The following is a 22217-nucleotide window of genomic DNA, read 5'->3' on the forward strand; positions in this document are numbered from 1 at the left end:
GGTAAAGGTCTTCATCTTGGGATTAGGTATCTGGTAAGGCAATACACGCCAGGCAAAAATTTATGCGCAAATACGGGATTGATAGGTTACTGCTTTTAGTAGTTCTGCTATGCGGCTGCCAGCGGGAGCAACGGCAGCCAAAAGAGTATGACTACTACATTCTAGCCGATGTAGAAGGATGTGCTGAGTGCCAGGTGCGGCTGGCCTTCAATGATTTTACCACTATTAAGATACTTGACAGTACAGTATACAAAAACGGCCGTTTTGCATTGCAGGGAAAAATTACTCAGCCCGGCTTCTATTATGTTTGGTACAATAGTAGAACTGACAAAACGGTATCTGGTGCTGTACAGGTGTATCTGCCTGCCGATTCTATCCATATAGAGGCTGCAAAAAATAACGTCCGTAACAAGTTCTATCGGCGGCCCGATATGGGTTCTTACCTAAAAAATACGGTTGTGTTTTCGGACGCCCCTCAGCAAAAGGAGTTAGAGCAGTACTTGTTGATGCAGGATAGCCTTTGGCATCAGTTTTTCACGGACAAGGCCTTGGTAACCGCCAAGTTCACCCAGACCTTTGGCTCCGGCAACCAAGCCTTAACAGAGCAGTGGGCGGACTCGGTTCGCAACTTTGATTACCGGGTTGCCGGCTACTGGTCCTCAGCAGCGGATCTGTTCATCCAGCAACACCCAGCCTCCGAGGTGTCGCTTTACGCCCTGCTGGAAAACCGCAATGATAGAGCAGCGGTGGAGCGTTTTCGCCGCTACTACCAAGCCATGCCCGCACCCGTGCAAGCAAGCTTCTACGGTCGGATCCTAGATAAGCAACTAGCCCGAAGCGAAAGCCGCAACCAGAACAACCAACGGTTTATGGGTAGCTACGTAGGTAGTCTGGCCGGTAAGTCGCCGGTGGGCGAGGCACTGAATGCGGGGCAGTTGTTCAAGCGCAACAAGCTGACGTTGGTCACGTTTTGGGCCAGCTGGTGCGGGCCCTGTCGCATGGAAATGCCCAAGTATCGTCGCCTTTATCAGCAATATAACCGTCAGGGCTTCGGTATGATTGGCGTATCGCTGGACACCAACCACAACAACTGGTTGAAGGCCATTGCCCAGGACAGCCTACAGATGCCGCATGTTTCGGAGCTAAAAGGTATAAATGGGGAAGACATCAGGCGGTTTGAGATTACGGGTATTCCGGCGAATCTGCTGGTGGATGACACAGGCAAAATTGTAGCCGTCGATATCTCGTTCCCAAAGTTGCAAAAGCAACTGCAACAGGCTTTTTGATAGTAGCCTCTGCATAAGGTCAGTAAGAACACAACAACTGGAGTTGGACAAACGCGAAGCAGCCGTTGCCGACAGTTATACGTTTGTCAGCTGCTGACGAGTCTGCAACCTCCGGCCAGCAATCAGAACCTAACACTCGACAAACAACCGAAAACTGACCACGCATGATGCACCAACTTCAGGAAGCCGCTACTTACCTCCGTCATACCCTGCAGGGGTTTCAGCCCCAGGCGGGCATCATCCTAGGCACTGGCCTGGGGGCTTTGGTGAACGACGTAGAGGTATTACACCGCTTCAGCTACGCCGATATTCCGCACTTTCCGATATCCACGGTGGAAAGCCACGCCGGCGAACTGCTGGCCGGGACGCTGGCCGGCAAGCGGGTGCTGGTGATGCGCGGGCGCTTCCACTACTATGAGGGCTACACCATGGAGCAGGTGGTGTTTCCGGTGCGCGTGATGAAGCTGTTGGGTATTGAGCGCCTGTTCGTGAGCAACGCCAGCGGCGGCCTCAACCCCGATTATGACTACTCCGACCTGATGCTGCTGGAAGACCACATTAACCTGCAGCCCACCAACCCGCTCATCGGCAAAAACCTCGACGAGCTAGGCCTGCGCTTCCCAGACATGATGGAGCCCTACAACCAAAATCTGTTGCGGCTGGCCGAAGAAGCCGCGCAGGAACTGGGCCTTGGGCAGTACCTGCGCCGGGGCGTGTATGCCTCCCTGCCCGGCCCCATGCTCGAAACGCCCGCTGAGTACCGCTACCTGCGCACCATCGGGGCCGATGCCGTGGGCATGAGCACTGTGCCTGAGGTTATTGCGGCCGTGCACATGGGCCTGCCGGTGCTGGCCGTATCTGTCATCACCGACCTTTGCGCCCCCGGCAAGCTCAAGAAAGTAGACATTGCCGACATCCTGCGCACCGCCGCCGTGGCCGAGCCCCGCCTGACCGCCTTGCTGCGCCGGGTGCTGGAGAAGCTGTAACGCCAACTTCAGACTGCATAAAAAAGGCTCCCTGCCAAGCGGTAGGGAGCCTTTTTTGTGTTCGTATGGGTACCAATTATTTCCGGGTAGCCCCGAAGCTGAAGATATCTGACTGGTTGTTTTTACCGGCCCGACGATACACTAGCTTGTCGGCGTTAACCCCATCGACATTGTATTCCTGGGCCGCTCCTTTATGGTCGGTAAGGTGTAGGATGCGGTTGTCGGTGCCCATCAGCATCCAGGCGCCAGCGTAAGTGGTGCCATCGGCTAGCATAGTCTGGGTATAGGTGCCGTCCGGTTTGAACTGCATGCTGTACCTGTCCTTGATGGCATCGGTGCTGGTCGTCTGGCCGGCGTTGCTAGCTTCGTTCAGCCACCAAGTAGCTATCCGGGTGAGGGCGGCCGAGGTAACCGGCTCTACCGGGGGCGGGGTGCAGCCGCAGTCAATGGGGTCCTGACAGCTGGTGAGGGCTGCTGGAGTTGCCAGGAATAGTGCGAACAGAACAGTTCGGGTAAAAAGATTCCGCATGTGTATAGCGTGGAATAAGTGGACGTCCCGAAGATACCCATCCATCTGCACGCGTTGCACCGGCCCGGAACATTATTTTAGAATAACGCGGTAGCGCTGTTTGTTTTGATGCGCAGGTGCATAAAATTAGGGTTGCGGAATGATGAGCTGCTTTCGGTCGTAGCTGAGCACGGTGAACACGCCCACGCCGCCTTCCACCGTGCTTTTGATGCTGGAGGGTTGCGAAAACGGGTTACCGTTGGCGTTGCGCGCATCCTGCACCGACTGCCGAAACAGGAAGAATGGCCGGTCGAGGTGATAGAGCGTGACCAGCAGCGTGTCGCCGGGGTCGAAGCGGAAGCTGGTGCCCAGCGCAAAGCGGGTGCCGTCGTTGAGGCGGTCTTCCACGTCGTAGTCTATTTCCGCCTCATCCGAAATACTGTCGCGGTGGATTTGTAGGTAGTAGCTGTTGCCCACGCCCACCGGGTCCTGGAAGCGGGTAAGCACGTAAGCTTCGCGCCGCTCAGGTGGCAGGTCATTGAACTTGTATTCGAGTGTATCGATGGGCACGCGGGCGGGCATAGTGGCCGTACCCGTTACGCGGCGGCCTTTGGTATCGGTTACTTCCAGCCGGAACGTGTCGCCGGGGCGGGCCACCAGGCGGCGCGTGCCGGTGTGGGTGTAGGCCTTGCGGGTAACGGGGTTGATGCCGGGGAAAAACCGCAGCGTTTCTGTCTGGCCGTTGGCTAGGGTCAAACGCACGGTTACGTCGGTGGGTACCACGGGCTCGGGAGAGGCCAGGTAGGGCACGGTTTCGGTGACGGTCAGGCGCGGAATCTCTCCGTTTTCGAGGTAGCACTCTACGGCCAACTGGGCCGGCAGCGCCGGCAGATCCACGTCGATGTCCTGCTCCAGGTCGCAGCTTGCCAGCGGGGCCAGCAGCAGCAGCCAGCGCAAGCGGCGGAAAAAAGAAAGCCAGTTCGCAGCCATCAGCGTTAAAATTTGAAGTTGTAGGTAACGGACGGAATCACCGGAAACAGGGAAACCTGCCGGGCCCGGAAGCTCGTCACGGGCGTATCCTCGCCGCCGGCCCGCACCTGGTCGAAGTACACGAAATAGGGGTTGCGGCGGTTGTAGGCGTTGTATACGCTAAAGGTCAGATCCGACTCCGGAAACCACTTGGTCGGCTTCATCTTCCAGACCAGGCCCAGATCGAGGCGGTTGTAGGGGGCCAAGCGGTAGGAGTTACGGTCGGGATAAATGGGCACGGCCGTTAGGTTTTCGCCGTAGATGTCCTGTACCGCAAAGCGGCCAGCGGGCAGGGTGGTGGCGTTGCCGGTGGTGTACACGAACGAGCCCGTCAGGTTCAGGCGCTCCGTGAGCTGGTGCAGCACCACCACCGTCAGGTTGTGGCGCCGGTCGTAGTTGGGGTAGAACACGCGGCCGTTGTTGATGCCGCTGGTACCGCGCTGGGGCAGAAACTGCCGCTTGCTCCAGCTCAGGGTGTAGCCGATCCAGCCGGTGGTGCGGCCGGTTTTCTTCTCCAGGTACACCTCACTGCCGTACGCCCAGCCCTTGCCAAACAGGAATTCTGAGTCGAGGTCAGGATTCACAAATAGCTGCGCGCCATCCTTGAAATCGACCTGGTTCTGGGACCATTTGTAGTACAGTTCGTTGCTGAGCAGGTACTTGCCCTCGCCCAGCAGAAAGCTCACGCCCGTGGCCACCTGCTGTGAGCGTTGCGGCTTCACCGACAGCCGCGACGGATACCAGATATCCGTGGGCAAGGTGGCTCCCGAGTTCGTGACCAAGTGCACGTACTGGTACATCAATGCGTAGCTGGCCTTCAAAGAGGTTACCGGCGAGAGAGAATAGCGGGCGGCGCCCCGGGGCTCTAGGCCCACGTAGCCGTTGCTGCCGCTACGGAAACCCGTCAGGCGCAGGCCGTATTCCAGCTGCCACTTCTCGGAGGGCCGGAAGTTGTCGGAGGCGTACAAAGCGCCTTCTATGCCGGTGTAGCCTACCGTGGAGCCAATATTGAGGCTGCCGTCGCCGGAGCCGGCCTGCAAACGGCCCACCCCGAAATCGTGGTGCGTGGCCTGAATGCCAAGCTTCAGCGCGTGCCGCTCGTTGGGGGTGTAGTCGAGGTCGGAGCGGAGCGAGTAGTCGCGGATGTTGGAGCCCAGGTTAAAGCTGAACTGGTCGAGCTTATTGGAAACCTGATATTGGTAATCGGTGAACGAGGCCGTGGTATTCAGGTACAGCCGCGGGTTGAACACGTGGTTCCAGCGCGCCGCCGCCACCGAATTGCCCCAGGAAAACCCGAAGTCAAAGCCGCCCTGCGAGTTGAAGCCGAACTTGTCGCGCCCGTAGTAGCCGCTCAGAAACACCTGGTCCTTGGGCCCAAGCGTGTAGTTCGCTTTGGCGTTGAAGTCGTAGAAGTAATAGTCGGGAATGGGGTTGTAGTCGGGGTTGTCTTCGCTCAGGCGGTTTATCTGGCGCGTGAACACATCGAAGTACGTGCGCCGGCCCGAAACCAGAAAGGAGCCCTTGGCCGGCTCCTTGCCCGCGCGCTTGCCCAGCGGCCCTTCCACCGTCAGGCGCGACGAAATCAGGCCTAGGCCGCCGCTGACGCCCAGCTTTTCGCGGTTGCCCTCGCGCATCTTCACGTCAATTACCGACGAAAGCCGGCCACCGTACTGCGCCGGAAAGCCGCCCTTGTACAAATCCACCGACTGCACGGCATCGGGGTTAAACACCGAAAACAGCCCGAACAGGTGACTCGGGTTATACACCAAGGCGTCATCCACCAGCACCAGGTTCTGGTCGGAGGAGCCGCCGCGCACGAACAGGCCGGAGGTACCCTCTCCTCCATTCTGCACGCCGGGCTTTAGTTGCAGAGTTTTGAGGATGTCCACCTCTCCGAACAGGGCGGGCAGCAGCTTGGCCTCGCGGGCCGTGAGGCGCTCCACGCTCATCTGGGGGGTGCGCAGCTTTTCTTCCAGGGTACCGGTGCCCTCAATCACCACTTCGCCCAACTCATTGCCGGCGGAGGCCAGCGGCACACTCAGGCGCTGGTTGCGGGTCAGGTTCACGTCACGGGTTTGCGTGGTGTATCCAATAAAGGAGATGACCAGCTGATGGCGGCCGGCGGGCAGCGTGAGCGAGAAAGCCCCGGCGGCATCGGTGCTGGTGCCCAGCCCCAGGGCCGGCACGGCCACGGTAGCGCCGGGTAGTGGTGCGCCATCGGCTGCGGCCCGAATGGTGCCCGTAAGCGTATGGCGGACCTGCGCCTGCACCGAGTGAGGCAGGCCAGCGCCCAGCGCCCCAAGAAGTAGTAAACCAGTGAACCGGAGCGTCATTCAGAGCGAGTTGCGTGAGCGGTAAAGGTACGTGCCCCGCTCTCAACCGACGGCCCGGCCCGGAAGTTTGCCGCGCCGGCCGCGTTGGCTATCCTTGTACGCCCTGCACTACCTGGCTGATCTGGGCAGCCGAAACCACACCTGCCTGCCGCCACACCGGCTGGCCTTTATGAAACAGAATCAACGTTGGAATACTCTGCACGCGGAACTGCTGAGCGGCAGCCTGGTTACGGTCCACGTCAATCTTGATGACTTTGAGTTTGCCCTGGTGCTGGCTGGCCACCTGCTCCAAAATAGGAGCCATGGTTTTGCAGGGGCCGCACCAGTCGGCATAAAAATCGACGAGAACCGGCATGCCAGGGCTGCTAATGAGTTCGGAAAATGATTTCTTAGGCATGATAACAAGGTAAAAAGCGGCTCGCGCTCCCGATGAAACAGTGAGCTGTATACGTGGGCAATGCGCCGACGGTATGGCAACTTGCTGCGGCCAAAACACAAAAAAGCCCAGTGCTGCAACACTGGGCTTTCGCTTGTGGGTGAGTGTGGGTGAAAAGAGGAGGTTAGTTCTTGCCCACCAAGGTAACATCATTTGCGACTTCAGAAAAGCCAAAGCGCCCGCCAACAACTTTTTTTCCACCAACCTGGCACTCCCAGGTATAGCGGCCGGGCTGGGCTTTGCCTGCTTCGCCCCGCTCAGTTTTGAAGTAGTCAGCTTCGGAGGCTTCGGATGGGAAGACAACATCTATTCCGTTCTGACCTTTGGGGACTTGCTTTGTCAGTGTGTATTCTTTACCGGTATCCTGATTGATAACCAGAAACTTAGCAGTGAAGCCGCCGAGCTGGCCAAACTTGTCCATTACCCCAATCTTGACATAGGCATCCGTAGATACCAGCCAAGTTTGGGCCTGAGCCTGCTTGGGCGAAAAAACTACCAGCGCCAGCAACAGGCCTGCAGTCTGCAGAAGGCGGCGGAGTGAGAGAGCAGGAGTAGAAACGCGCATAGAAGAGTGATAAGAGAGTGAAAAAACTCGTTTTGGGGGAGTTGCAGAGAAGAAGAAAGATGCGGATTTGCTGGTCCGTCACAAGTCCATACAGCTGAGGCGCAATCAAATATAAATGATATCTGTCAGCTCCAACAAAATTTTGGCCTTTATTTTATCAATACAGCAACCGTAGGCCAATTAACTGAATGTTATCAGAAAGTAAAGAGTAGATCAGATAATTGTGCGCAAAAAAATAACTGGGGATACCCGGGCGGAGTGCAACTGTTGCTGGCACGTGCCGTGACTGGCGGAGGAGGTAGCGGGGGCTGCCGGGCAACAGTAGCAGCGCGCCTGAGCAGCAGCCTTGCGTAAACAGTACAGGTAACTACCGGGGCTGCTGCCGGAATGCGGGTAACGGTGCCCGGGCATGTAGCTTTGCATTGCCTTTCTATGCCTCTTTATGCCCGCAAAACACTTCATTCCTTTTCGCCAGCTGCGGCGGCAGCCTGCCATCGTAGTTGACAGTACCAGCCTGGGAGCCAGCCTCACGCTGGCCCACTGGCGCGGGGCTGCCACCCCCGAGCCGTTGCGCGACGACACCAGTGCCGGCTCGGTACTGCGGGCTTTGCACCACCCCGACACGCCCGGCCTGGAAGCCGCTGCCGTGACGGCCAATCATTTTGATATTGATGGTTTTGTGGGCGTATGGGCTTTGCTGAACCCGGAACTGGCCCGGCAGCACGAGCCACTGCTGCGCCTAATAGCCACGCTGGGGGACTTCCGCGAAATTGACTGGCAGAATCCTCTGGCCGACCACGCCCTGCGGGTAGTATGCTGGCTGAATGCCGAGGAAAAAGCCCGATTTTATGAGCCCTTCGGAGCCCCGGCTCGGCGGCGGCGCGAGGAGGAGGCTTCAGTGGAGAAGTTCACCTGGTTTCTGCCGCGCTTCGCGGCAGTGATGACCCAGCCGGAAACAGTTCGCGCCGTCTGGGGGCCGGAATACACGCGGATAAAACAAGGAGTGGCCGTTATGCAGAGTGCAGCTACAACTGTGCGGCAGTACCCGGAGATTGGGTTGACGGTGGTACGCACACCGGGGCCGCTGCCGTATTACGCCTTGTTCAGCCCCAGCATCGGGGCCGATATGGTGTTGAGCCTTTACGACGGCAACCGGTACGAATTCGAGTACAAATACACCACCTGGGTTGACCTGGAAAGCCGCCCTACGCTGCCCCGCCTGGCCCTGGATGCTCTTACAAGACGCCTGAACGAGTTGGAGCTCCCCAGCCGCCGTTGGACTTTTGATGGTATTACGGATACTGGTCCGCTGCTGCGCCTGAGCAGCAAAAGCCTTACCAAAGTGCAGCGCTACGCCGACCCCGACCAACGTCCTATGTATCCTTCTTCTATTTCGGTGGAGCAACTGGAGCAGGAAATAGTGGCGTTTTTTCGGGCGGGTTACGCTGACATCGAGCCCCGGCGTTACTGGAGTTGGGCAGAAATCCGGGAGGCTGGTAAACGTGTTCTACCAACTGAGTAATGTATCAGGCCCCTGATGCTGCCTAGGCAAGCTGATATAGTAGATGCTCTGCTTGCTTAAGCTGTCTTCATATCTCTTCCCCGAAGCCAACCACCCGTAGCGAACTGACGCCCCCGGCTTCTTTGCGCACGTTGATCTGGGTGGTGACGCGCTCTTTCAGGGCCTCGACATGGGAAATGATGCCAATGGTTTTGCCGGTGCCCTGCAGCATTTCCAGGGCCGAGAGGGCAACTTCCAGCGTATCGGGGTCGAGCGTACCGAATCCCTCATCAATGAACAGGGTATCAATCTGGGTGCGGCGGCCGGCCAGCTCCGAGAGGCCCAGGGCCAACGCCAGACTCACCAGAAAACTCTCCCCGCCCGACAGCGAGTTCATGGAGCGGGTAGCCCCGGCCTGATATTCGTCCTGAATCAGCAGGTCGAGGTGCTGCTCGGGGTTGCGCAGAATGCGGTACCGGTCGGTGAAGCGGTGCAGGTGGCGGTTGGCCAGATCCACGAGGCGGGCCAGGGTGAGGCCCTGGGCAAACTCACTGAATTTTTTGCCATCGGCGGAGCCGATAAGTTCGGCCAGCTGCCGCCAGCGCCGGGCTTCCTGCTGCTGCTTTTCCAGCTCCAGCACCAACGCCGCGTGCCGCTGCTGGCCCGCTAGGTGGGTATTTAGGCGCTCCTGCCGCTGCCCCAACTGTTGGTTGAGCGTGGCCACCTGCTGCTGCCCGGTGCTGAGATGGTGGTCGAGGACTTCGAGGGGCTCGGGGGTGAGGGCCCGGGCCTCCTCGTGGGCCAGCTCCTGCCGGGTTTCCTGGTGCGTACGCTCGGCCAGTGCCGTTTCCTGCTCGTGGTGCAGCAACTGCTGCTGGAGTGCGGCGGCTTCCGGCTCGGGCAAAAGCAACGTGGGCAACATGGCTGGGTCAGGGGTGAGGCCGGCATGGCGCAGGTTTTCCGCCAGGGCGGCGTGGCGGGTTTCGTGAGCCATTTGCTGCTGCCTAGCATCCTGTTCGCGCTGTTGGAGCTGGTCGGTAGCTACGGTCAGGGCCGTATCGTGCTGCTGAAATTGCTGGTCGGCCTGTTGCCGGGCCTGATCGGTGCGGCGCATGGCATCCTGCAGCTGCTGCCGCACCTGGGCCACGTCGGATTCGGCCAGTAGCTCCCGGCGTTGCTGCTGCTGGTGCTGAATGGCCTCGTGGTCGGTTTTCAGCTCCGCGAGCCGCTTCGTAAGCCACTGCTGCAACTCGTCGCGGCGTTGAGCGGCGGCTTTGGTCCGCTCTTCGTTCAGGCCCAACTCCCGTTCCAGCTTCTCGGCCTGCTGCTGCCGCTGGCGAAAATCTGCGCCGGCGGCGTCCAGTTCCCGCACCAGCGCCGGTCCGTTTTCGCCCGAAAATTCCAGCCCGAACGATTGCAACAGACTGGTGATGATTTCCCGGATTTTGGGCATCTGCTCCCGAGAGTCCTGGAGGCGCAGAGTGTTGCGCTCCAACTCCGCCCGCAACTGCTGTTGCTGCTGCCGCGCGTTGTGCTGGTCGGCCTCGGCTCTGGTCTGGGTCAGGTGAGCCTGCTGCTGCTGCTGCTCCAGCGTACGAAGCTCCTGCACCAGCGCGCGTATGGTGGCCGGAATGGTCGTTTCTTCTTCCTCGGAAAACCAGCGCAGCACCGGTGTTTCGGTGGGCAGATGTGGCGTAGTATCGGTTTCCAGTAGTCCGCTGATGCTGGCCAGTCGATTAACGCGGCCTTTCAGGGCAACCGTCTGGCGGGTCAGTTCCTGCTCCCGTTCCTGGTCGCGGTGTACCGAGTCGGCACTGATGCCCAGTACGCCGGCCGCGTACGGATGCTCCTGGGCTCCGCACAGCGGACACGGTTCACCGACGGTGAGATGATGCCGCGCCTCTTCGTGGGTGAGAATGAGCTGGTGCGCGTGTGTGAGCCGGCGCGAGTCCTGCAGGGCGGCATCCAGCGCGGCTTCCTCGCGGTGCAGCCGTGCCACATGGTGACTCAACTGCTGCTGCCACTGCCGGCGCGTAGCGGTAGCCGCCGCCAGCTGCCCGGTAATAGCCGCCAGCTGGGCGTGGGTATCGTGCAGTTGTTGGGTGCTGGCCGTTTCTGTAGCGGTAGCCGCTGCCAGCTGCTGCTGGCGGATGGTCAGGCTTTGCTCCAGCTCCGCTACTTCCGTCTGAATGTGCTGCCAGTCCTGGAGGTAGCCTGTGAGTGGGGGCAAGGCCTCGGCAACTCCACCCAGCACGGCCCAGCGCGTGAGCCAGACACGCAGCTCATGCGCCTGCTGCTGCTGAAGCTGCGTCTGGCCGGCGGCTTCGGCGGCCTCCCGGTTCTGCTCCTTCCACTGCGCGTTACGTTCCTGATATTCCTGTTTTCCTGCGTCAAGTCTTTGCTGGGCGGCGGCAATGGCCTGGTCCAGCAGTTCCGCTTCCCGCAGCTTAGGCTCCTGCTGCTGCTGGGCAGCTACGGCCTGCTCATGGGCCAGCCGGGCGGTGGTGCGGGTAGCGTCGGCGGTGGCGCGCTGCGCCGTGAGCTGCGGCAGCTGTTTCTGGAGCCGCGCTACTTCTTGTCGTAGGTGAGCGAACTGCTCCTCGGCCTGACGCAACAGCGCGTATTCGGTGGCAAAGGGAGCCGCCTGCTGATGCAGGGCCAGCCGCTGGCGCAGCGGAATCAGCGGCTCGGCCTGGGCTACCAGCTCCTGCTGCCGTTCCCGGGTAGTCTGTTCCCGCAGCCGCAGCTCCTGCAGGCGCAGCTGCCACTGCCGGGCTTCCCGCCACTGTTCCTGGGCCGCCGTGGCTTGAGCGAGCTGGGTGTTGAGGGTCTGTAGCTCCGCTTCCAGATAGGCGACTTCCTCAGGGGAAAGTAACGTTACGCCCTCCAGGCCCTGGCGCAGCTGCTCTACCAGCTGGGTTTGTTGCTTGGCCTGCTCGAAGGCCGCCCGCGAGATGTCGGAGTATTTGCGGGTGTCGGTAATCTTTTCCAGGAGCTGGGCCCGCTCCCCGGCGGGGGCTTTCAGGAAGCGGGTGAAGTCGCCCTGGGCCAGCAGCACGGAGCGCAGAAACTGCTTGTACTCCAACCCGCTCAGCTCGGCCACTTTCGCGGGAACCTTCGACTTATAGGTTTCGAGGAAGCTCCAGCTTTCGGTGCCATCGGCCGCCACCTGCCGCTCGCTCAGCTCCATTTTAGAGTCCTGAAGCGGGTTTTCTGCCTTGCGGCGGCCCCGGTGCTGCCCCCACTTGCTGCGGAACTGCCGGCCGTTCACCTCAAACTCCACTTCGGCCCAGCTCTCCCCGGTGCCGTGGCTCATCACGTGCTCGGGGCCGCTGGTTTCGTGGCGGGGCACTTGGCCGTAGAGGGCCAGCGTAATGGCGTCGAGAATGGTAGTTTTGCCCGCGCCGGTAGCACCCGTTATGGCAAAGAGCCCGGCATCGGCCAATGGCGAAAGGCTGAAGTCAACGGCATGCTCTCCACGTAAGGAATTGAGGTTGAGAAAACGGACGCGGAGAATTTTCATGCGGACACCAGGGCACCAAAGCGGAAACAAAACGGCCCGGGCCCTGAAAAGTCAGGCGCGGGGCATCTGCAAAGTTAACCACCCCTGCCCGCAATGTTGCGGTATCGGCGACGGTTGTGCGCGCCATCTGCCGCGTGCCGGTGCTTACCGACTCACCAGGTCAAACACCTCCCCATTGGTCAGCTCATACCGGATCAGGCCATCCTGCTTATCCCAGAAAAACGCCTGCAACTGACCGCTACCGTAGATAGTAGCGTTCTGGCCCTGCCGAAAAACGTAGGCGGCCGGGTAGGTTTTGCCGGTGGTGCTGAGGGTGCAGGCCTGCTGCTGCAATTTGGACGTAATCTGACCTTCTTTGGAGGCACTCAGGCATTCCAGGCCGGCCACGCTAAAGGACACATCGGCGGGACGCTCTGGGTTGTTTTTGCGCAGATTCACCACGAAGTCCCGGTTCTTCTCATTGTAAACGGTGCTAGGCCGCAGCACAATCTGGGAGAAAATAGGCTGGTAGCGGCCGGATTCCATCCAGTTACAATCAGTATTGGTGTGCCACTCCTGCGGCTTCAGCACCGTGGCCGTAGCGGTGATGCCCCGGTTGCTGCGGAAAGTAACCTGTTGGCCCTCGGTATAGGAGCCCAGCCATGACCGCTCTTCGGTAAGTAATACTATTTGCTGGCAGGTAATGCAACCGGTAAGTAGTAAAGCAAGGGCAGAAAGCAGCTTTTTCATGCGTAGGGCAGGCTGATGACAAACCCCTATACGCATCACACCCACAGGTGGGCTGACAGGCTGATTGGTAACCAGCCTGTCAGAAAATACCCAGAACCTTTACCTTGCCAACCCTCACATCTTTACCCCCGCGAATGAACCGTCTGCCGCTTGCTACGCTGCTCCTGCTGCTCACCGCAGCCTGCGCGCCGGTGCGCCCCGCTGCTACCGTATCGGTCGTGGCCCCGCCGCCGGTGTCGCCGGAGCTGTACCGCACTATTGCCCGCCTCGACAGTGCCATGTTCGTGGCTTTCAATCAGCACGATGTGGCCACGCTGCAAACGTTCTTCGCCGAAGACCTGGAGTTCTACCACGATAAAGGCGGCCTGGCCAACTTCCAGCAAACCATGCAGGGCTTCCAGCGCCTGTTCGACCAAAACAAAACCACCGGCCTCAACCGCCAGCTCGTGCCCGGTACCCTGGAAGTGTACCCCATCAACAACTACGGGGCCGTGGAAACCTACCAGCACCGCTTCTGCCACGTGGAAAACGGCCGCGACGACTGCGGCACCTTCAAGAACATGATGGTGTGGCGCCTACGCGACGGGCGCTGGCAGGTGACGCGGGTGGTGAGTTATGGGCATTGAGATGATCTGCTCCGCTGTTGCCTAAATCAGGCGATATATTGATAAGCGTGTTAATAGAAAAAGGATGAATAATAAAGCTGGCAATGCGGACTCGTCCGAGTCTTATGTCTACACTATCACTGACTGGTATGATGGAGCAAGAAGAGGTATAGCAGATTTTGAAGGCAAGCCGCATTATTATGAATGTTTGCAGGACTACGACTATGATTATAAGCCTACACCGTATCGACTTAGGCCAATTGATGAAAAAATATTTAGGTTAGAATTAGGGCGTGTTGACAATTAGAGGAGCCAGAGGAAAGTTGCGGCGCATTGAGCAAAGGCAAGGAAAGAGGAAGCGGTTTTATCGTAACGCGTGGCCAAACGGCGGTACTGCTTGAGGCGATTAAAGAAGCGCTCGACCTTGTTGCGGTCCGCGTACAGGTTGCGGTCTAGTGCACGGGCCGTACGCCGGCTGCGTTTGCTGGGCACGATGACCGCCGCTCCCATCCGACTGATTTGGGCAACCAAGGCGTTGGTATCGTACGCTTTATCCGCCAGCACGGCGCCCACCCTCAAGCCGGCCAACAGGTCGGCGGCGATGGTACAATCGGCCTGTTGGCCCGGCGTGAGGGCCAACCGCAACGGGTTGCCCAGCGCGTCTACGACGACGTGGAGCTTGCTGGTAAAGCCGCCGCGGGAACGGCCGAGGGCTTCGGCCGGGGCGCTGCTTTTTTTTGCCCGGCCGCGTGCTGGTGGGCCCGCACGCTGGTCGAGTCGAGCATGGCCCAGTCCAGGTCCGGGTCCTGCACGGCTTCGAACACGCGTTGCCAAACGCCAGTTTGCGCCCAGCGCCGGAAGCGCCGGTACACCGAATTCCACGGCCCGAACCGCTCGGGCAAATCGCGCCACGGTGCTCCGCTGCGGGCAATCCAGAGCACGGCATTGACGAACAGCCGGTTGTCAGCGGCCGAACGGCCCGCGTCCCCGACTTTGCCGGGCAACAACGGCGCTAACCGCGCCCAATCAGCATCTTTGAGTTCGTAACGGCGCATGACCTAAAGGTCGTTGATTGTCCACACACCCTAGAAGATTGGAATATCTGGCTGCGTTACGAGGCGGCTTGGAAAGCTGGTGAAGCAACGCATGAAATGCACCCAGCACTTCCAGAAGATCAGGTAAGACACGAAAAAATTACTCAAATTCTGCTTGAAAAGGGGAGTGAATTTGATACTAATGCTTTAATAGCAATTGGAGCGTTTAAGTATGGAGTTAACACAACCGTTATATGGGCTGTAGTTCCTAGAGAAGACGCTTAACAGTTGATTAGGGGCTAATATCTATCATCGAATTTCTATCTGTCTCCCTACCTTGCCAGCTTCCACGCTCCCAACCGAAGCTGATGAAACTACTGCCGCTTGCCGCGCTGCTCTTAGCGTCCTTCACAACCTTCGCCCAAAAAGCCAAGCCCACCGAAAACCTCGTGCAATACACCAAGCCGCTGGTGGGCACGGCCCGGATGGGGCACACGTATCCGGGGGCCACGGTGCCCTTCGGTATGGTGCAGCTCTCCCCCGATACCGACACGCTGAGTTACGAGCAGAACGGCAAGTACAACCCGCGCGTGTACGAGTACTGCGCCGGCTACCAGTACGCCGACCCTACCATCGTCGGCTTCTCGCACACTCACTTCAGCGGCACCGGCCACTCCGATTTGGGCGACTTTCTGGTGATGCCCACCACCGGCCCGCTCCAACTCAACCCCGGTACCGCCGACCAGCCTGAACGGGGTTTCCGCTCCCGGTTTTCGCACCAGAACGAGGTGGCCGAGCCCGCCTACTACCGCGTCAAGCTCGACGACCACAACATTGTGGCCGAGCTGACGGCCTCCAACCGGGTGGGCATGCACCTGTACACGTTCCCGCAGTCGGAGCAGGCGCACATTATCCTCGACCTCACGGCCGGCATCTACAACTACCCCGACAAGAACGTCTGGACCTTTGTGCGGGTGGAAAACGACTCGCTCGTGACCGGCTACCGCCAAACCCACGGGTGGGCGCGCACTCGCACCGAGTACTTCGCCATGAGCTTCTCGAAGCCGTTCGTGAGCTACGGAAGCCGCAACCTGTCCAAGAAACAAGTGTACCGCGGCTTCTGGGGCCGCTTCGACCAAACCAAGAACTTCCCCGAGCTGGCCGGCGAGCAGCTGCGCTTGTTCTTCGATTTCAAGACCACGGCCGGGGAGCAGGTGAAGGTGAAAATGGCGTTGTCGGGGGTGAGCACCGAGGGGGCGCTGCGCAACATGCGGGCCGAAGTGCCGGGCTGGGACTTCGAGGCGGTGAAGCGGGCCGGGCAGGCGCTGTGGCAGCAGGAGCTAAGCAAAGTGGTTGTTGAGTCGCCGAAGCGGACGGACAAGGAGAACTTCTACACCGCCATGTACCACGCCGCCCTCAGTCCCACCACCTACATGGACGTGGACGGCCAGTACCGCGGCCTCGACCAGAATATTCACAAGGCCGCGGGCTTCACCAACTACACGTCGTTTTCGCTCTGGGACACCTACCGCGCCCTGCACCCGCTCTACAACCTGCTGCAAGCCAAGCGCAACGCCGACATGGTGCAGTCCATGCTGGCCCACTTCGACCAGAGCACGATGCACATGCTGCCCATCTGGAGCCACTACGCCAACGAAAACTGGTGCATGATTGGCTACCACTCGGTGCCCGTAATCGTGGATGCCGTGCTGAAAGGCGTAGTACCCGCCGACCAGGCCCAGCGTGCCCTCAACGCCTGCGTAACCACCGCCCACCAGCAGCGCTACGACGGCATTGGCCTCTACGAGCAGCTCGGCTACGTGCCCGAAGACAAAAGCGGCGCGTCGGTTTCCAAAACGCTGGAATACGCCTACGACGACTGGTGCATTGCGCAACTGGCCCGCAAGCTGGGCAAGACAGACATTGAAGCCGAGTTCAGCAAGCGGGCCCAGAACTGGCAGAACGTGTATGACAGCCGCATCAACTTCATGCGCCCCCGCCTCGCCGATGGCAGCTTCCGCCCGCGCTTCGACGTGCTGAGCACCAACGACCAGGGCTTCATCGAGGGCAACGCCTGGAACTACAGCCTCTACGTGCCCCAGGACCCGGCCGCGCTCATCGCCAAGATGGGCGGCGAGAAGAAGTTTCTGCCCCACCTCGATTCGCTGTTCACCATGCACCTGCCCGACAAGTTCTTCGCCGAAACCGAGGATATCACCCGCGACGGTATCATCGGCAACTACGTGCACGGCAACGAGCCCGCCCACCACGTGGCCTACCTCTACAACTGGACCAGCCAGCCCTACAAAACCCAGGCCCGCGTCCGCATGATTCTGCCCAAAATGTACCGCCCCACCCCCGACGGCCTCGGCGGCAACGACGACTGCGGGCAGATGTCGGCTTGGTACATCTTCTCGGCGCTGGGCTTCTACCCCGTGGCCCCCGGCTCGCCGGAGTACGCCCTCGGCAGCCCCGCCGTGCACGGCGCCACCATCAACCTAGAGAACGGCAACACCTTCCGCATCACCGTCAAAAACCAGAGCGACAAAAACGTCTACGTGAAGGAAGCCCGCCTCAACGGCCAGAAGCTTACGCGGCCGTTTTTGCAGTATGCCGATGTGGTGAAGGGTGGGGAGTTGGTGTTTACGATGGCGGCGCGCCCTTCTTCTTTTAAGTGATTTTGATAATTATATAAAGGCCATGATAACTGACAAAACCAGAATATTAGCAGTGCTGAAAGCTGCTCTTGCTGGTGCCTATTACACAAGATTTACATACTATATAACTGCTTTCGAATGTGAGCTATTCAATGATGAATTGGGCATCAGTGCTCATATAGTGTTTAGCGAGATAGAACTAGCAGACAGGAAAGAATGGAAGAAATGGATAGAAACTTACCCTTTCAATATCGAGAATTACAATGGTCCAGAGGAGCCAACCAGTGTCTTTCTGATGGGATTATTAACTCAAGCGACCATTCAATCAATAGAAGAAGAGAATGAAGGTACTTTGATAATAGGCTTTCGAAACGGTATGCGCGTTAGGCTAATAGGTGAAACTGAAATCGAAGATATATCCTGGAATATTGAATTTAGAAATAGTGAGGATAAGGATATAGGCAACTGCACGTGCTCCTTTAATGAGATGTTTCTGACAATGGGCGAAGAGTTATCAACCAAATTAAGCTTGACTTAACTCCACCATAATCTCTACATCTTCTGCCTTAGAAAAAATACGTTAGCGAAAATGAACGAGCTACAAAACGAAACCCCGAACCAACCATCCACTGCTACCCCCAAGGTGAATGGCATCGGCGGCATATTCTTTTTCTCTGACAATCCGCAGGAGACGAGAAAGTGGTACGCCAACAATCTGGGGCTGGAAGTCAATGACTGGGGCTCGACGTTTGAATCCAGAAACGTGGAGCGGCCCGAGGAAGTAAACTCGCTTCAGTGGAGCCCCTTTCAGAAAGGCAGCGACTATTTTGCGCCTTCGGCCAAGGAGTTTATGATTAACTACCGGGTGCAGAATATTGAAGGCTTGGTGGATAAGCTCAAAGCCAATGGCGTCACGGTTCTGGATGATATTGCGAGCTACGACTACGGTAAGTTCGTGCACATCATGGATGCTGATGGCAACAAGATTGAGCTATGGGAGCCTGCGAGCTAGAATGTAGATAAACAAACAATAGAAACTGCCCGCCCTACGCCAAAACGGGCGCGGGGCGGGCAGCTTGGTACTCCAACGAATACGCTATTCGTTACCAGTGAAGCTGGGGGTGCTGGCGGCTTTGTTCTTGTTGCGGTTGTAGAGGTAGGCTGCGCCGGCGGCCAGCAGAGCTCCGCCCAGCAGTTTGTTGTTGAAGCCACCGAAACGAGGGGCAGTGCCATACGCATCAGAAGAGGAGTTGGTGGCTTTCCGGCCGCCAAACAGGCCCGACAGGAGGCCACCTAGTGTACCGCTCGGGCGGTCAGAACCAAATATGCTCATGATTGACAAGGAAAATGGTGTAGGTGCTGTAACGCAGTTGGAACTTGCATGGTTGGGGTAGAGGTATCTGCGGGCGGCCTCTGCTTCCTTGAACTGCAATAATACGGTCAGGCCTGCGCCAGATACCGCTCCACGGCAGCAATGGTAGCCACCGGAGCATTCAGGTGTGGATAGTGCCCAGTGGTATTCAGAATGTTCAGCGTACTGCCCGCGAGGTGGTCGTGCAGATACTTGCCCACGTATGCGGGAACAATGGAATCATCGGCGCACTGTACTATGAGGGAGGGTACCCGCAGGTGAGGCAGGCAGCTCCGGTAGTCGGACAAGAAAGTGGCGCGGGCAAACTGCCGGGCCACGGCCGGATCGACGCGGGAAAAGATGGCCAGCACCTCATCCACCAGCTCCGGTCGCATGTCGCCGCCCACTAAGTGCGGAACCATCGTATTCGACCACGCCCGGAAGTCGCGGTCCAGGAAACCCAGCAACTCCTCCAGGTCGGTAGCGTCGAATCCCCCCGAATAGTCGCCGTCGTTGACGTAGCACGGGGAAGCGGCCAGCAGCACCAGCCGCTCGAACAGCTCCGGCTCCCGGATGGCGGCCAGCACCCCAATCATCCCGCTGACGGAATGGCCCACGTATACCACCTTTGGTAGCTGCAACGTGCGCAGCAGCGTCAGCAGATCATCGACGTAGCCATCCAGGGTCCGGTAGCGGGTGAAATCGTAGGCGGCAGCATCGGAGTCTCCTGCGCCCACCAAATCGAACAGAACTACCTGATGGCGGGCCGCAAAGGCGGGGGCTACGTATTGCCAGGCGTGCTGATCGGTGCCGAAGCCGTGAGAAAAGACGATGGGGCGCGTGCCGTGCCCATAGGACGAAACACGATGACGACGAACTATATCCATAGTATAGGCTGGGAAAAGAGGAGAAGAACCCACATAGCAATTCTGCGGCCCCTTTTTCGTAATGGGCCATAAGCTCCGTATAAGGCAGAAACTGCACAAGCGCTTCCCAACAAGGTAGATTCGTCTCGTAATGAGACATCCCTTTCCGGCTGTGTAGCCGGGGCCGACGGAGCTAGTTTCCATTGCTTCGTGGTAGTCGTGGCACGTTTTGTTAAAAGCACGCTAGCTTTAGCCCATCATCCGTTCTTTCCACCTGCTCACTCATGAGAATCTCTGTTTTGCTGCCCCTGTTGGCTTTGTCTACTGCGCTTTACGCCCAAACCAAACCCATTAAAGTGGAGGTAAAACAAGCCGGCGGCCGCTACGAGCTGCTGCGCGGCGGACAGCCCTACTTCATCGAGGGCGCAGGCGGCGGGCAGTTTCCGGAGCGCATCAAGGCCTACGGCGGCAACTCTATCCGCACCTGGGGCACCAACGGGGCCGATAAGGTGCTGGCCGACGCCAACCGAAACGGCCTCACCGTGATGCTGGGCCTTGATGTGGCCCGGGAGCGGCACGGCTTCAACTACGACGACCCCGCCGCCGTGGCCGCCCAGTTGCAAAAGGTGCGTGCCGAAGTGCTCAGGTACAAAGACAACCCCGCCGTGCTGTTCTGGGGCATCGGCAACGAGTTGAACCTGGAGTATAAAAACCCCAAAGTGTGGGATGCCGTGGAGCAGATTGCTCGTATGATTCACGAAGTGGACCCCAACCACCCCACCAGCACCGTGCTGGCCGGCCTCAACCAACCGGAAGTCGACTACATCAAGTCCCGCTGCCCCTCGGTGGATATTCTGAGCATCAATACCTATGCCGGGCTGGCAGCCATTCCGCAACAGGTGCGCACCATGGGCTGGACTGGGCCTTATGTGGTGGCCGAATGGGGCCCTACCGGCCACTGGGAAAGTCCCGTGACGCCCTGGAAGGCCTCGGTGGAGGAAACCAGCAGCCAGAAAGCCGCCGTGTACCAGAGCCGCTACGAGGCCTCGGTGGCCAAAGACACCACCCAGTGCCTGGGTACCTACGTGTTTTTGTGGGGCCAGAAGCAGGAGCGCACGCCCACTTGGTACGGCATCTTCACAGAGGATGGCAAGGAGTCGGAAGTGGTGGATGTGATGCAGTACCTCTGGAGCGGCAAATGGCCCGCCAACCGTGCCCCGCATCTGGTTTTGTTCACTCTTGATGGCAAGCAGGCCACCGGCAACGTGTATCTGCAACCCGGCAAAACGTACCCCGTGCAGGCCACCGTCACGGACCCCGACAAAGACCCGCTGACCTACCGCTACGAGCTACTCCCGGAAAGCACCGACCTCAAATCCGGCGGCGACCAGGAAAGCCGCCCTGCCGCCGTTTCGGGCCGGCTGCCGGCCAACGCTAAGGGACAAACCACGCTTACCACTCCTGCCAGGGAAGGGGCCTACCGCCTGTTCATCTACGCCACCGACGGCCACGACAACGTGGCTACGGCCAATATTCCGTTCTACGTGAAGGGGAGATAGAGCTCAGTGCGGCTACAGTCGTTCCAGCAGCTCGTCGAAAGTGCGCAGCAGCTCGGCGCGGCTTTCCTCGGGCTCGGCTTCTAGGCGCTGCTCAAATACTTCGCGCTCCGTGAAATCGTGGAGGCTGCGGGTGAGGGGCTCGTTAGCTTCATTGGTGTCACCGAGGGCGCGGAGCTTCACGAGGCGAAAGTGGCGCCGGGCCAGCACTTCCAGCTGACGGCGGTCCAGCTCCCCGATGACTTTGAGCAGCGCTTCAGCCACTTCCAGCTGGGTAAGCTCGGAGTGAATCTGCACATCGGCCCAGGCAGGTAGGGAGTAGCCGGTATTGTCGTACGTAGTCAGGCCCTGGGTAACCTCTTCCAGGGTGCCATGAAACCGCACCAGCCGGCGCACTGCCGGTACCGGCAGGCTGCGTAGGGCCGTGAGCTTGCCAGCCAGGAAATCCAGCAGCAGCACTTCCTTCGGGTGGTCGATTTCTGAAAACGACAGCGCAATGGGCGAGCCGCTGTAGCGGATATGCTCCCGGGCGCCCACACGCTGGGGCCGGTGTAAATGGCCTAGGGCCACGTAATCGAAGATTTCCGGAAAATGGTCGGCCGTCACCTGGCCCAGGTTACCCACGTGAATGGTACGCTCCGAATCAGAAGGGGTGACGCCGGCGGCGTAGAGGTGGCCGGTAGCCAGCACGGGCAGGCCCAGGTCCTTGAGCTGCCATACCTGCTCTACCTCGGCCACCCGGGCATAGTGGTCGGCAATGCCCTGCTTAATGCGCGCCTCCCGCTCCTCCGCCGATTCGCCGGGCACGGAAAGCCGCACGTCCCGGTCGCGCAGAAACGGAATGGCGCACACCACCAGCCCGGGCTTGCCGTGGACATCATCCAGCACCAGTACCTGTTCCTCGAAGCACTCGGGTACGCAGCCTACCACATGCACCCGCAGGTGGCGCAGGAGCCGGGCCGGGGCATTCAGGGTGGCCGGGGAGTCGTGGTTGCCGCCCACCACCACAATGTCACGGCAGCCCGTTTGGCGCATATTCAGCAGGAAGCTATAGTAAAGTTCCAGGGCCTGATTGGAGGGAGAGCCACTATCGAAAATGTCGCCGGCCACTACCAGCACCTCTACCTGTTGTTCCTGCACCGTCTGTACCAGCCACTCCAGGAAATGGCGGTGCTCCTCGGTGCGCTCATTGCCCTGAATAAACCGCTGGCCCAGGTGCCAGTCGGCGGTGTGTAGTACGCGCATATCTACG

At 59.2% G+C, this 22217-nt stretch carries 19 protein-coding genes; 8 read left to right on the forward strand and 11 right to left on the reverse strand.

Going from position 1 to position 22217, the window contains the following annotated elements; genetic code table 11:
- The first annotated feature begins 62 nt into the window (after positions 1 to 62).
- Positions 63 to 1286, forward strand: a complete 1224-nt coding sequence (locus HSW_RS22620; protein WP_081768289.1) for a TlpA disulfide reductase family protein — start codon at positions 63 to 65, stop codon at positions 1284 to 1286.
- A gap of 164 nt (positions 1287 to 1450) precedes the next feature.
- Complete coding sequence (locus HSW_RS06855) at positions 1451 to 2272, forward strand: purine-nucleoside phosphorylase (RefSeq protein WP_044001343.1); 822 nt, start codon at positions 1451 to 1453, stop codon at positions 2270 to 2272.
- A gap of 76 nt (positions 2273 to 2348) precedes the next feature.
- Here HSW_RS06855 and HSW_RS06860 read toward each other — a convergent pair whose 3' ends face one another.
- The 5 genes from HSW_RS06860 to HSW_RS06880 form a co-directional block, all read right to left on the reverse strand.
- Positions 2349 to 2801, reverse strand: coding sequence for a hypothetical protein (locus HSW_RS06860; protein ID WP_044001344.1), 453 nt, complete (start codon positions 2799 to 2801; stop codon positions 2349 to 2351).
- A gap of 126 nt (positions 2802 to 2927) precedes the next feature.
- Complete coding sequence (locus HSW_RS06865; protein WP_044001345.1) at positions 2928 to 3770, reverse strand: DUF4249 domain-containing protein; 843 nt, start codon at positions 3768 to 3770, stop codon at positions 2928 to 2930.
- Between the two features lie 5 nt (positions 3771 to 3775).
- Positions 3776 to 6142: a TonB-dependent receptor gene (locus HSW_RS06870; RefSeq protein ID WP_044001346.1), complete on the reverse strand. Its 2367-nt coding sequence runs from the start codon at positions 6140 to 6142 to the stop codon at positions 3776 to 3778.
- 88 nt (positions 6143 to 6230) lie between these two features.
- On the reverse strand, positions 6231 to 6539 hold the full coding sequence (gene trxA / locus HSW_RS06875) for a thioredoxin (RefSeq protein ID WP_044001347.1): 309 nt from the start codon (positions 6537 to 6539) through the stop codon (positions 6231 to 6233).
- 163 nt (positions 6540 to 6702) lie between these two features.
- Positions 6703 to 7143 carry a hypothetical protein gene (locus HSW_RS06880; protein WP_044001348.1) on the reverse strand — a complete coding sequence of 147 codons (441 nt, stop codon included), beginning with the start codon at positions 7141 to 7143 and terminating at the stop codon, positions 6703 to 6705.
- Positions 7144 to 7585: 442 nt separating this feature from the next.
- Between HSW_RS06880 and HSW_RS06885 the strand changes: the two genes are divergently transcribed.
- Positions 7586 to 8665 carry a DUF6687 family protein gene (locus HSW_RS06885; protein ID WP_044001349.1) on the forward strand — a complete coding sequence of 360 codons (1080 nt, stop codon included), beginning with the start codon at positions 7586 to 7588 and terminating at the stop codon, positions 8663 to 8665.
- A gap of 67 nt (positions 8666 to 8732) precedes the next feature.
- On the opposite strand, the gene HSW_RS06890 is transcribed toward HSW_RS06885, so the two are convergent.
- Positions 8733 to 12167 carry an AAA family ATPase gene (locus HSW_RS06890; RefSeq protein ID WP_044001350.1) on the reverse strand — a complete coding sequence of 1145 codons (3435 nt, stop codon included), beginning with the start codon at positions 12165 to 12167 and terminating at the stop codon, positions 8733 to 8735.
- A gap of 144 nt (positions 12168 to 12311) precedes the next feature.
- Positions 12312 to 12896 carry a hypothetical protein gene (locus tag HSW_RS06895; protein ID WP_044001351.1) on the reverse strand — a complete coding sequence of 195 codons (585 nt, stop codon included), beginning with the start codon at positions 12894 to 12896 and terminating at the stop codon, positions 12312 to 12314.
- A 134-nt stretch (positions 12897 to 13030) separates the two neighbouring features.
- Here HSW_RS06895 and HSW_RS06900 point away from each other — a divergent pair, with 134 nt between their 5' ends.
- Entirely contained in the window at positions 13031 to 13522 is a 492-nt protein-coding gene (locus HSW_RS06900) for a nuclear transport factor 2 family protein (protein WP_081768290.1), read from the forward strand.
- A gap of 282 nt (positions 13523 to 13804) precedes the next feature.
- On the opposite strand, the gene HSW_RS06905 is transcribed toward HSW_RS06900, so the two are convergent.
- A protein-coding gene (locus tag HSW_RS06905) for an IS5 family transposase (protein WP_394332386.1) occupies positions 13805 to 14556 on the reverse strand; the annotation gives its coding sequence in 2 pieces (ribosomal slippage) (positions 13805 to 14223 and positions 14223 to 14556; 753 coding nt in all).
- Between the two features lie 347 nt (positions 14557 to 14903).
- On the opposite strand from HSW_RS06905, the gene HSW_RS06915 reads away from it, so the two are divergent.
- From HSW_RS06915 to HSW_RS06925, 3 genes are read left to right on the forward strand one after another with little or no spacing between them, the layout of a single operon-like run.
- Positions 14904 to 17213 carry a GH92 family glycosyl hydrolase gene (locus tag HSW_RS06915; protein WP_044001353.1) on the forward strand — a complete coding sequence of 770 codons (2310 nt, stop codon included), beginning with the start codon at positions 14904 to 14906 and terminating at the stop codon, positions 17211 to 17213.
- A gap of 22 nt (positions 17214 to 17235) precedes the next feature.
- A complete protein-coding gene (locus tag HSW_RS06920) occupies positions 17236 to 17730 on the forward strand; it encodes a hypothetical protein (RefSeq protein ID WP_044001354.1) in 495 nt (164 codons plus the stop codon).
- 51 nt (positions 17731 to 17781) lie between these two features.
- Positions 17782 to 18204, forward strand: a complete 423-nt coding sequence (locus HSW_RS06925; RefSeq protein ID WP_044001355.1) for a VOC family protein — start codon at positions 17782 to 17784, stop codon at positions 18202 to 18204.
- A gap of 84 nt (positions 18205 to 18288) precedes the next feature.
- On the opposite strand, the gene HSW_RS06930 is transcribed toward HSW_RS06925, so the two are convergent.
- On the reverse strand, positions 18289 to 18525 hold the full coding sequence (locus tag HSW_RS06930) for a hypothetical protein (protein WP_044001356.1): 237 nt from the start codon (positions 18523 to 18525) through the stop codon (positions 18289 to 18291).
- Between the two features lie 107 nt (positions 18526 to 18632).
- Complete coding sequence (locus tag HSW_RS06935) at positions 18633 to 19430, reverse strand: alpha/beta fold hydrolase (RefSeq protein WP_044001357.1); 798 nt, start codon at positions 19428 to 19430, stop codon at positions 18633 to 18635.
- Between the two features lie 263 nt (positions 19431 to 19693).
- Between HSW_RS06935 and HSW_RS06940 the strand changes: the two genes are divergently transcribed.
- Complete coding sequence (locus HSW_RS06940; RefSeq protein ID WP_052346200.1) at positions 19694 to 20968, forward strand: glycoside hydrolase family 2 TIM barrel-domain containing protein; 1275 nt, start codon at positions 19694 to 19696, stop codon at positions 20966 to 20968.
- Between the two features lie 12 nt (positions 20969 to 20980).
- Here HSW_RS06940 and sbcD read toward each other — a convergent pair whose 3' ends face one another.
- Positions 20981 to 22210, reverse strand: coding sequence for an exonuclease subunit SbcD (gene sbcD, locus HSW_RS06945; RefSeq protein ID WP_044001359.1), 1230 nt, complete (start codon positions 22208 to 22210; stop codon positions 20981 to 20983).
- Positions 22211 to 22217 lie beyond the last annotated feature (7 nt).

The sequence above is a fragment of the Hymenobacter swuensis DY53 genome (assembly GCF_000576555.1).
Lineage (GTDB): Bacteria > Bacteroidota > Bacteroidia > Cytophagales > Hymenobacteraceae > Hymenobacter > Hymenobacter swuensis.

Coding starts and splice junctions, on each gene's coding strand:
- HSW_RS22620 (WP_081768289.1), top strand. CDS start 63: ATGCGCAAATACGGGATTGATAGGTTACTGCTTTTAGTAGTTCTGCTA.
- HSW_RS06855 (WP_044001343.1), top strand. CDS start 1,451: ATGATGCACCAACTTCAGGAAGCCGCTACTTACCTCCGTCATACCCTG.
- HSW_RS06860 (WP_044001344.1), bottom strand. CDS start 2,801: ATGCGGAATCTTTTTACCCGAACTGTTCTGTTCGCACTATTCCTGGCA.
- HSW_RS06865 (WP_044001345.1), bottom strand. CDS start 3,770: ATGGCTGCGAACTGGCTTTCTTTTTTCCGCCGCTTGCGCTGGCTGCTG.
- HSW_RS06870 (WP_044001346.1), bottom strand. CDS start 6,142: ATGACGCTCCGGTTCACTGGTTTACTACTTCTTGGGGCGCTGGGCGCT.
- trxA (WP_044001347.1), bottom strand. CDS start 6,539: ATGCCTAAGAAATCATTTTCCGAACTCATTAGCAGCCCTGGCATGCCG.
- HSW_RS06880 (WP_044001348.1), bottom strand. CDS start 7,143: ATGCGCGTTTCTACTCCTGCTCTCTCACTCCGCCGCCTTCTGCAGACT.
- HSW_RS06885 (WP_044001349.1), top strand. CDS start 7,586: ATGCCCGCAAAACACTTCATTCCTTTTCGCCAGCTGCGGCGGCAGCCT.
- HSW_RS06890 (WP_044001350.1), bottom strand. CDS start 12,167: ATGAAAATTCTCCGCGTCCGTTTTCTCAACCTCAATTCCTTACGTGGA.
- HSW_RS06895 (WP_044001351.1), bottom strand. CDS start 12,896: ATGAAAAAGCTGCTTTCTGCCCTTGCTTTACTACTTACCGGTTGCATT.
- HSW_RS06900 (WP_081768290.1), top strand. CDS start 13,031: ATGAACCGTCTGCCGCTTGCTACGCTGCTCCTGCTGCTCACCGCAGCC.
- HSW_RS06915 (WP_044001353.1), top strand. CDS start 14,904: ATGAAACTACTGCCGCTTGCCGCGCTGCTCTTAGCGTCCTTCACAACC.
- HSW_RS06920 (WP_044001354.1), top strand. CDS start 17,236: ATGATAACTGACAAAACCAGAATATTAGCAGTGCTGAAAGCTGCTCTT.
- HSW_RS06925 (WP_044001355.1), top strand. CDS start 17,782: ATGAACGAGCTACAAAACGAAACCCCGAACCAACCATCCACTGCTACC.
- HSW_RS06930 (WP_044001356.1), bottom strand. CDS start 18,525: ATGAGCATATTTGGTTCTGACCGCCCGAGCGGTACACTAGGTGGCCTC.
- HSW_RS06935 (WP_044001357.1), bottom strand. CDS start 19,430: ATGGATATAGTTCGTCGTCATCGTGTTTCGTCCTATGGGCACGGCACG.
- HSW_RS06940 (WP_052346200.1), top strand. CDS start 19,694: ATGAGAATCTCTGTTTTGCTGCCCCTGTTGGCTTTGTCTACTGCGCTT.
- sbcD (WP_044001359.1), bottom strand. CDS start 22,210: ATGCGCGTACTACACACCGCCGACTGGCACCTGGGCCAGCGGTTTATT.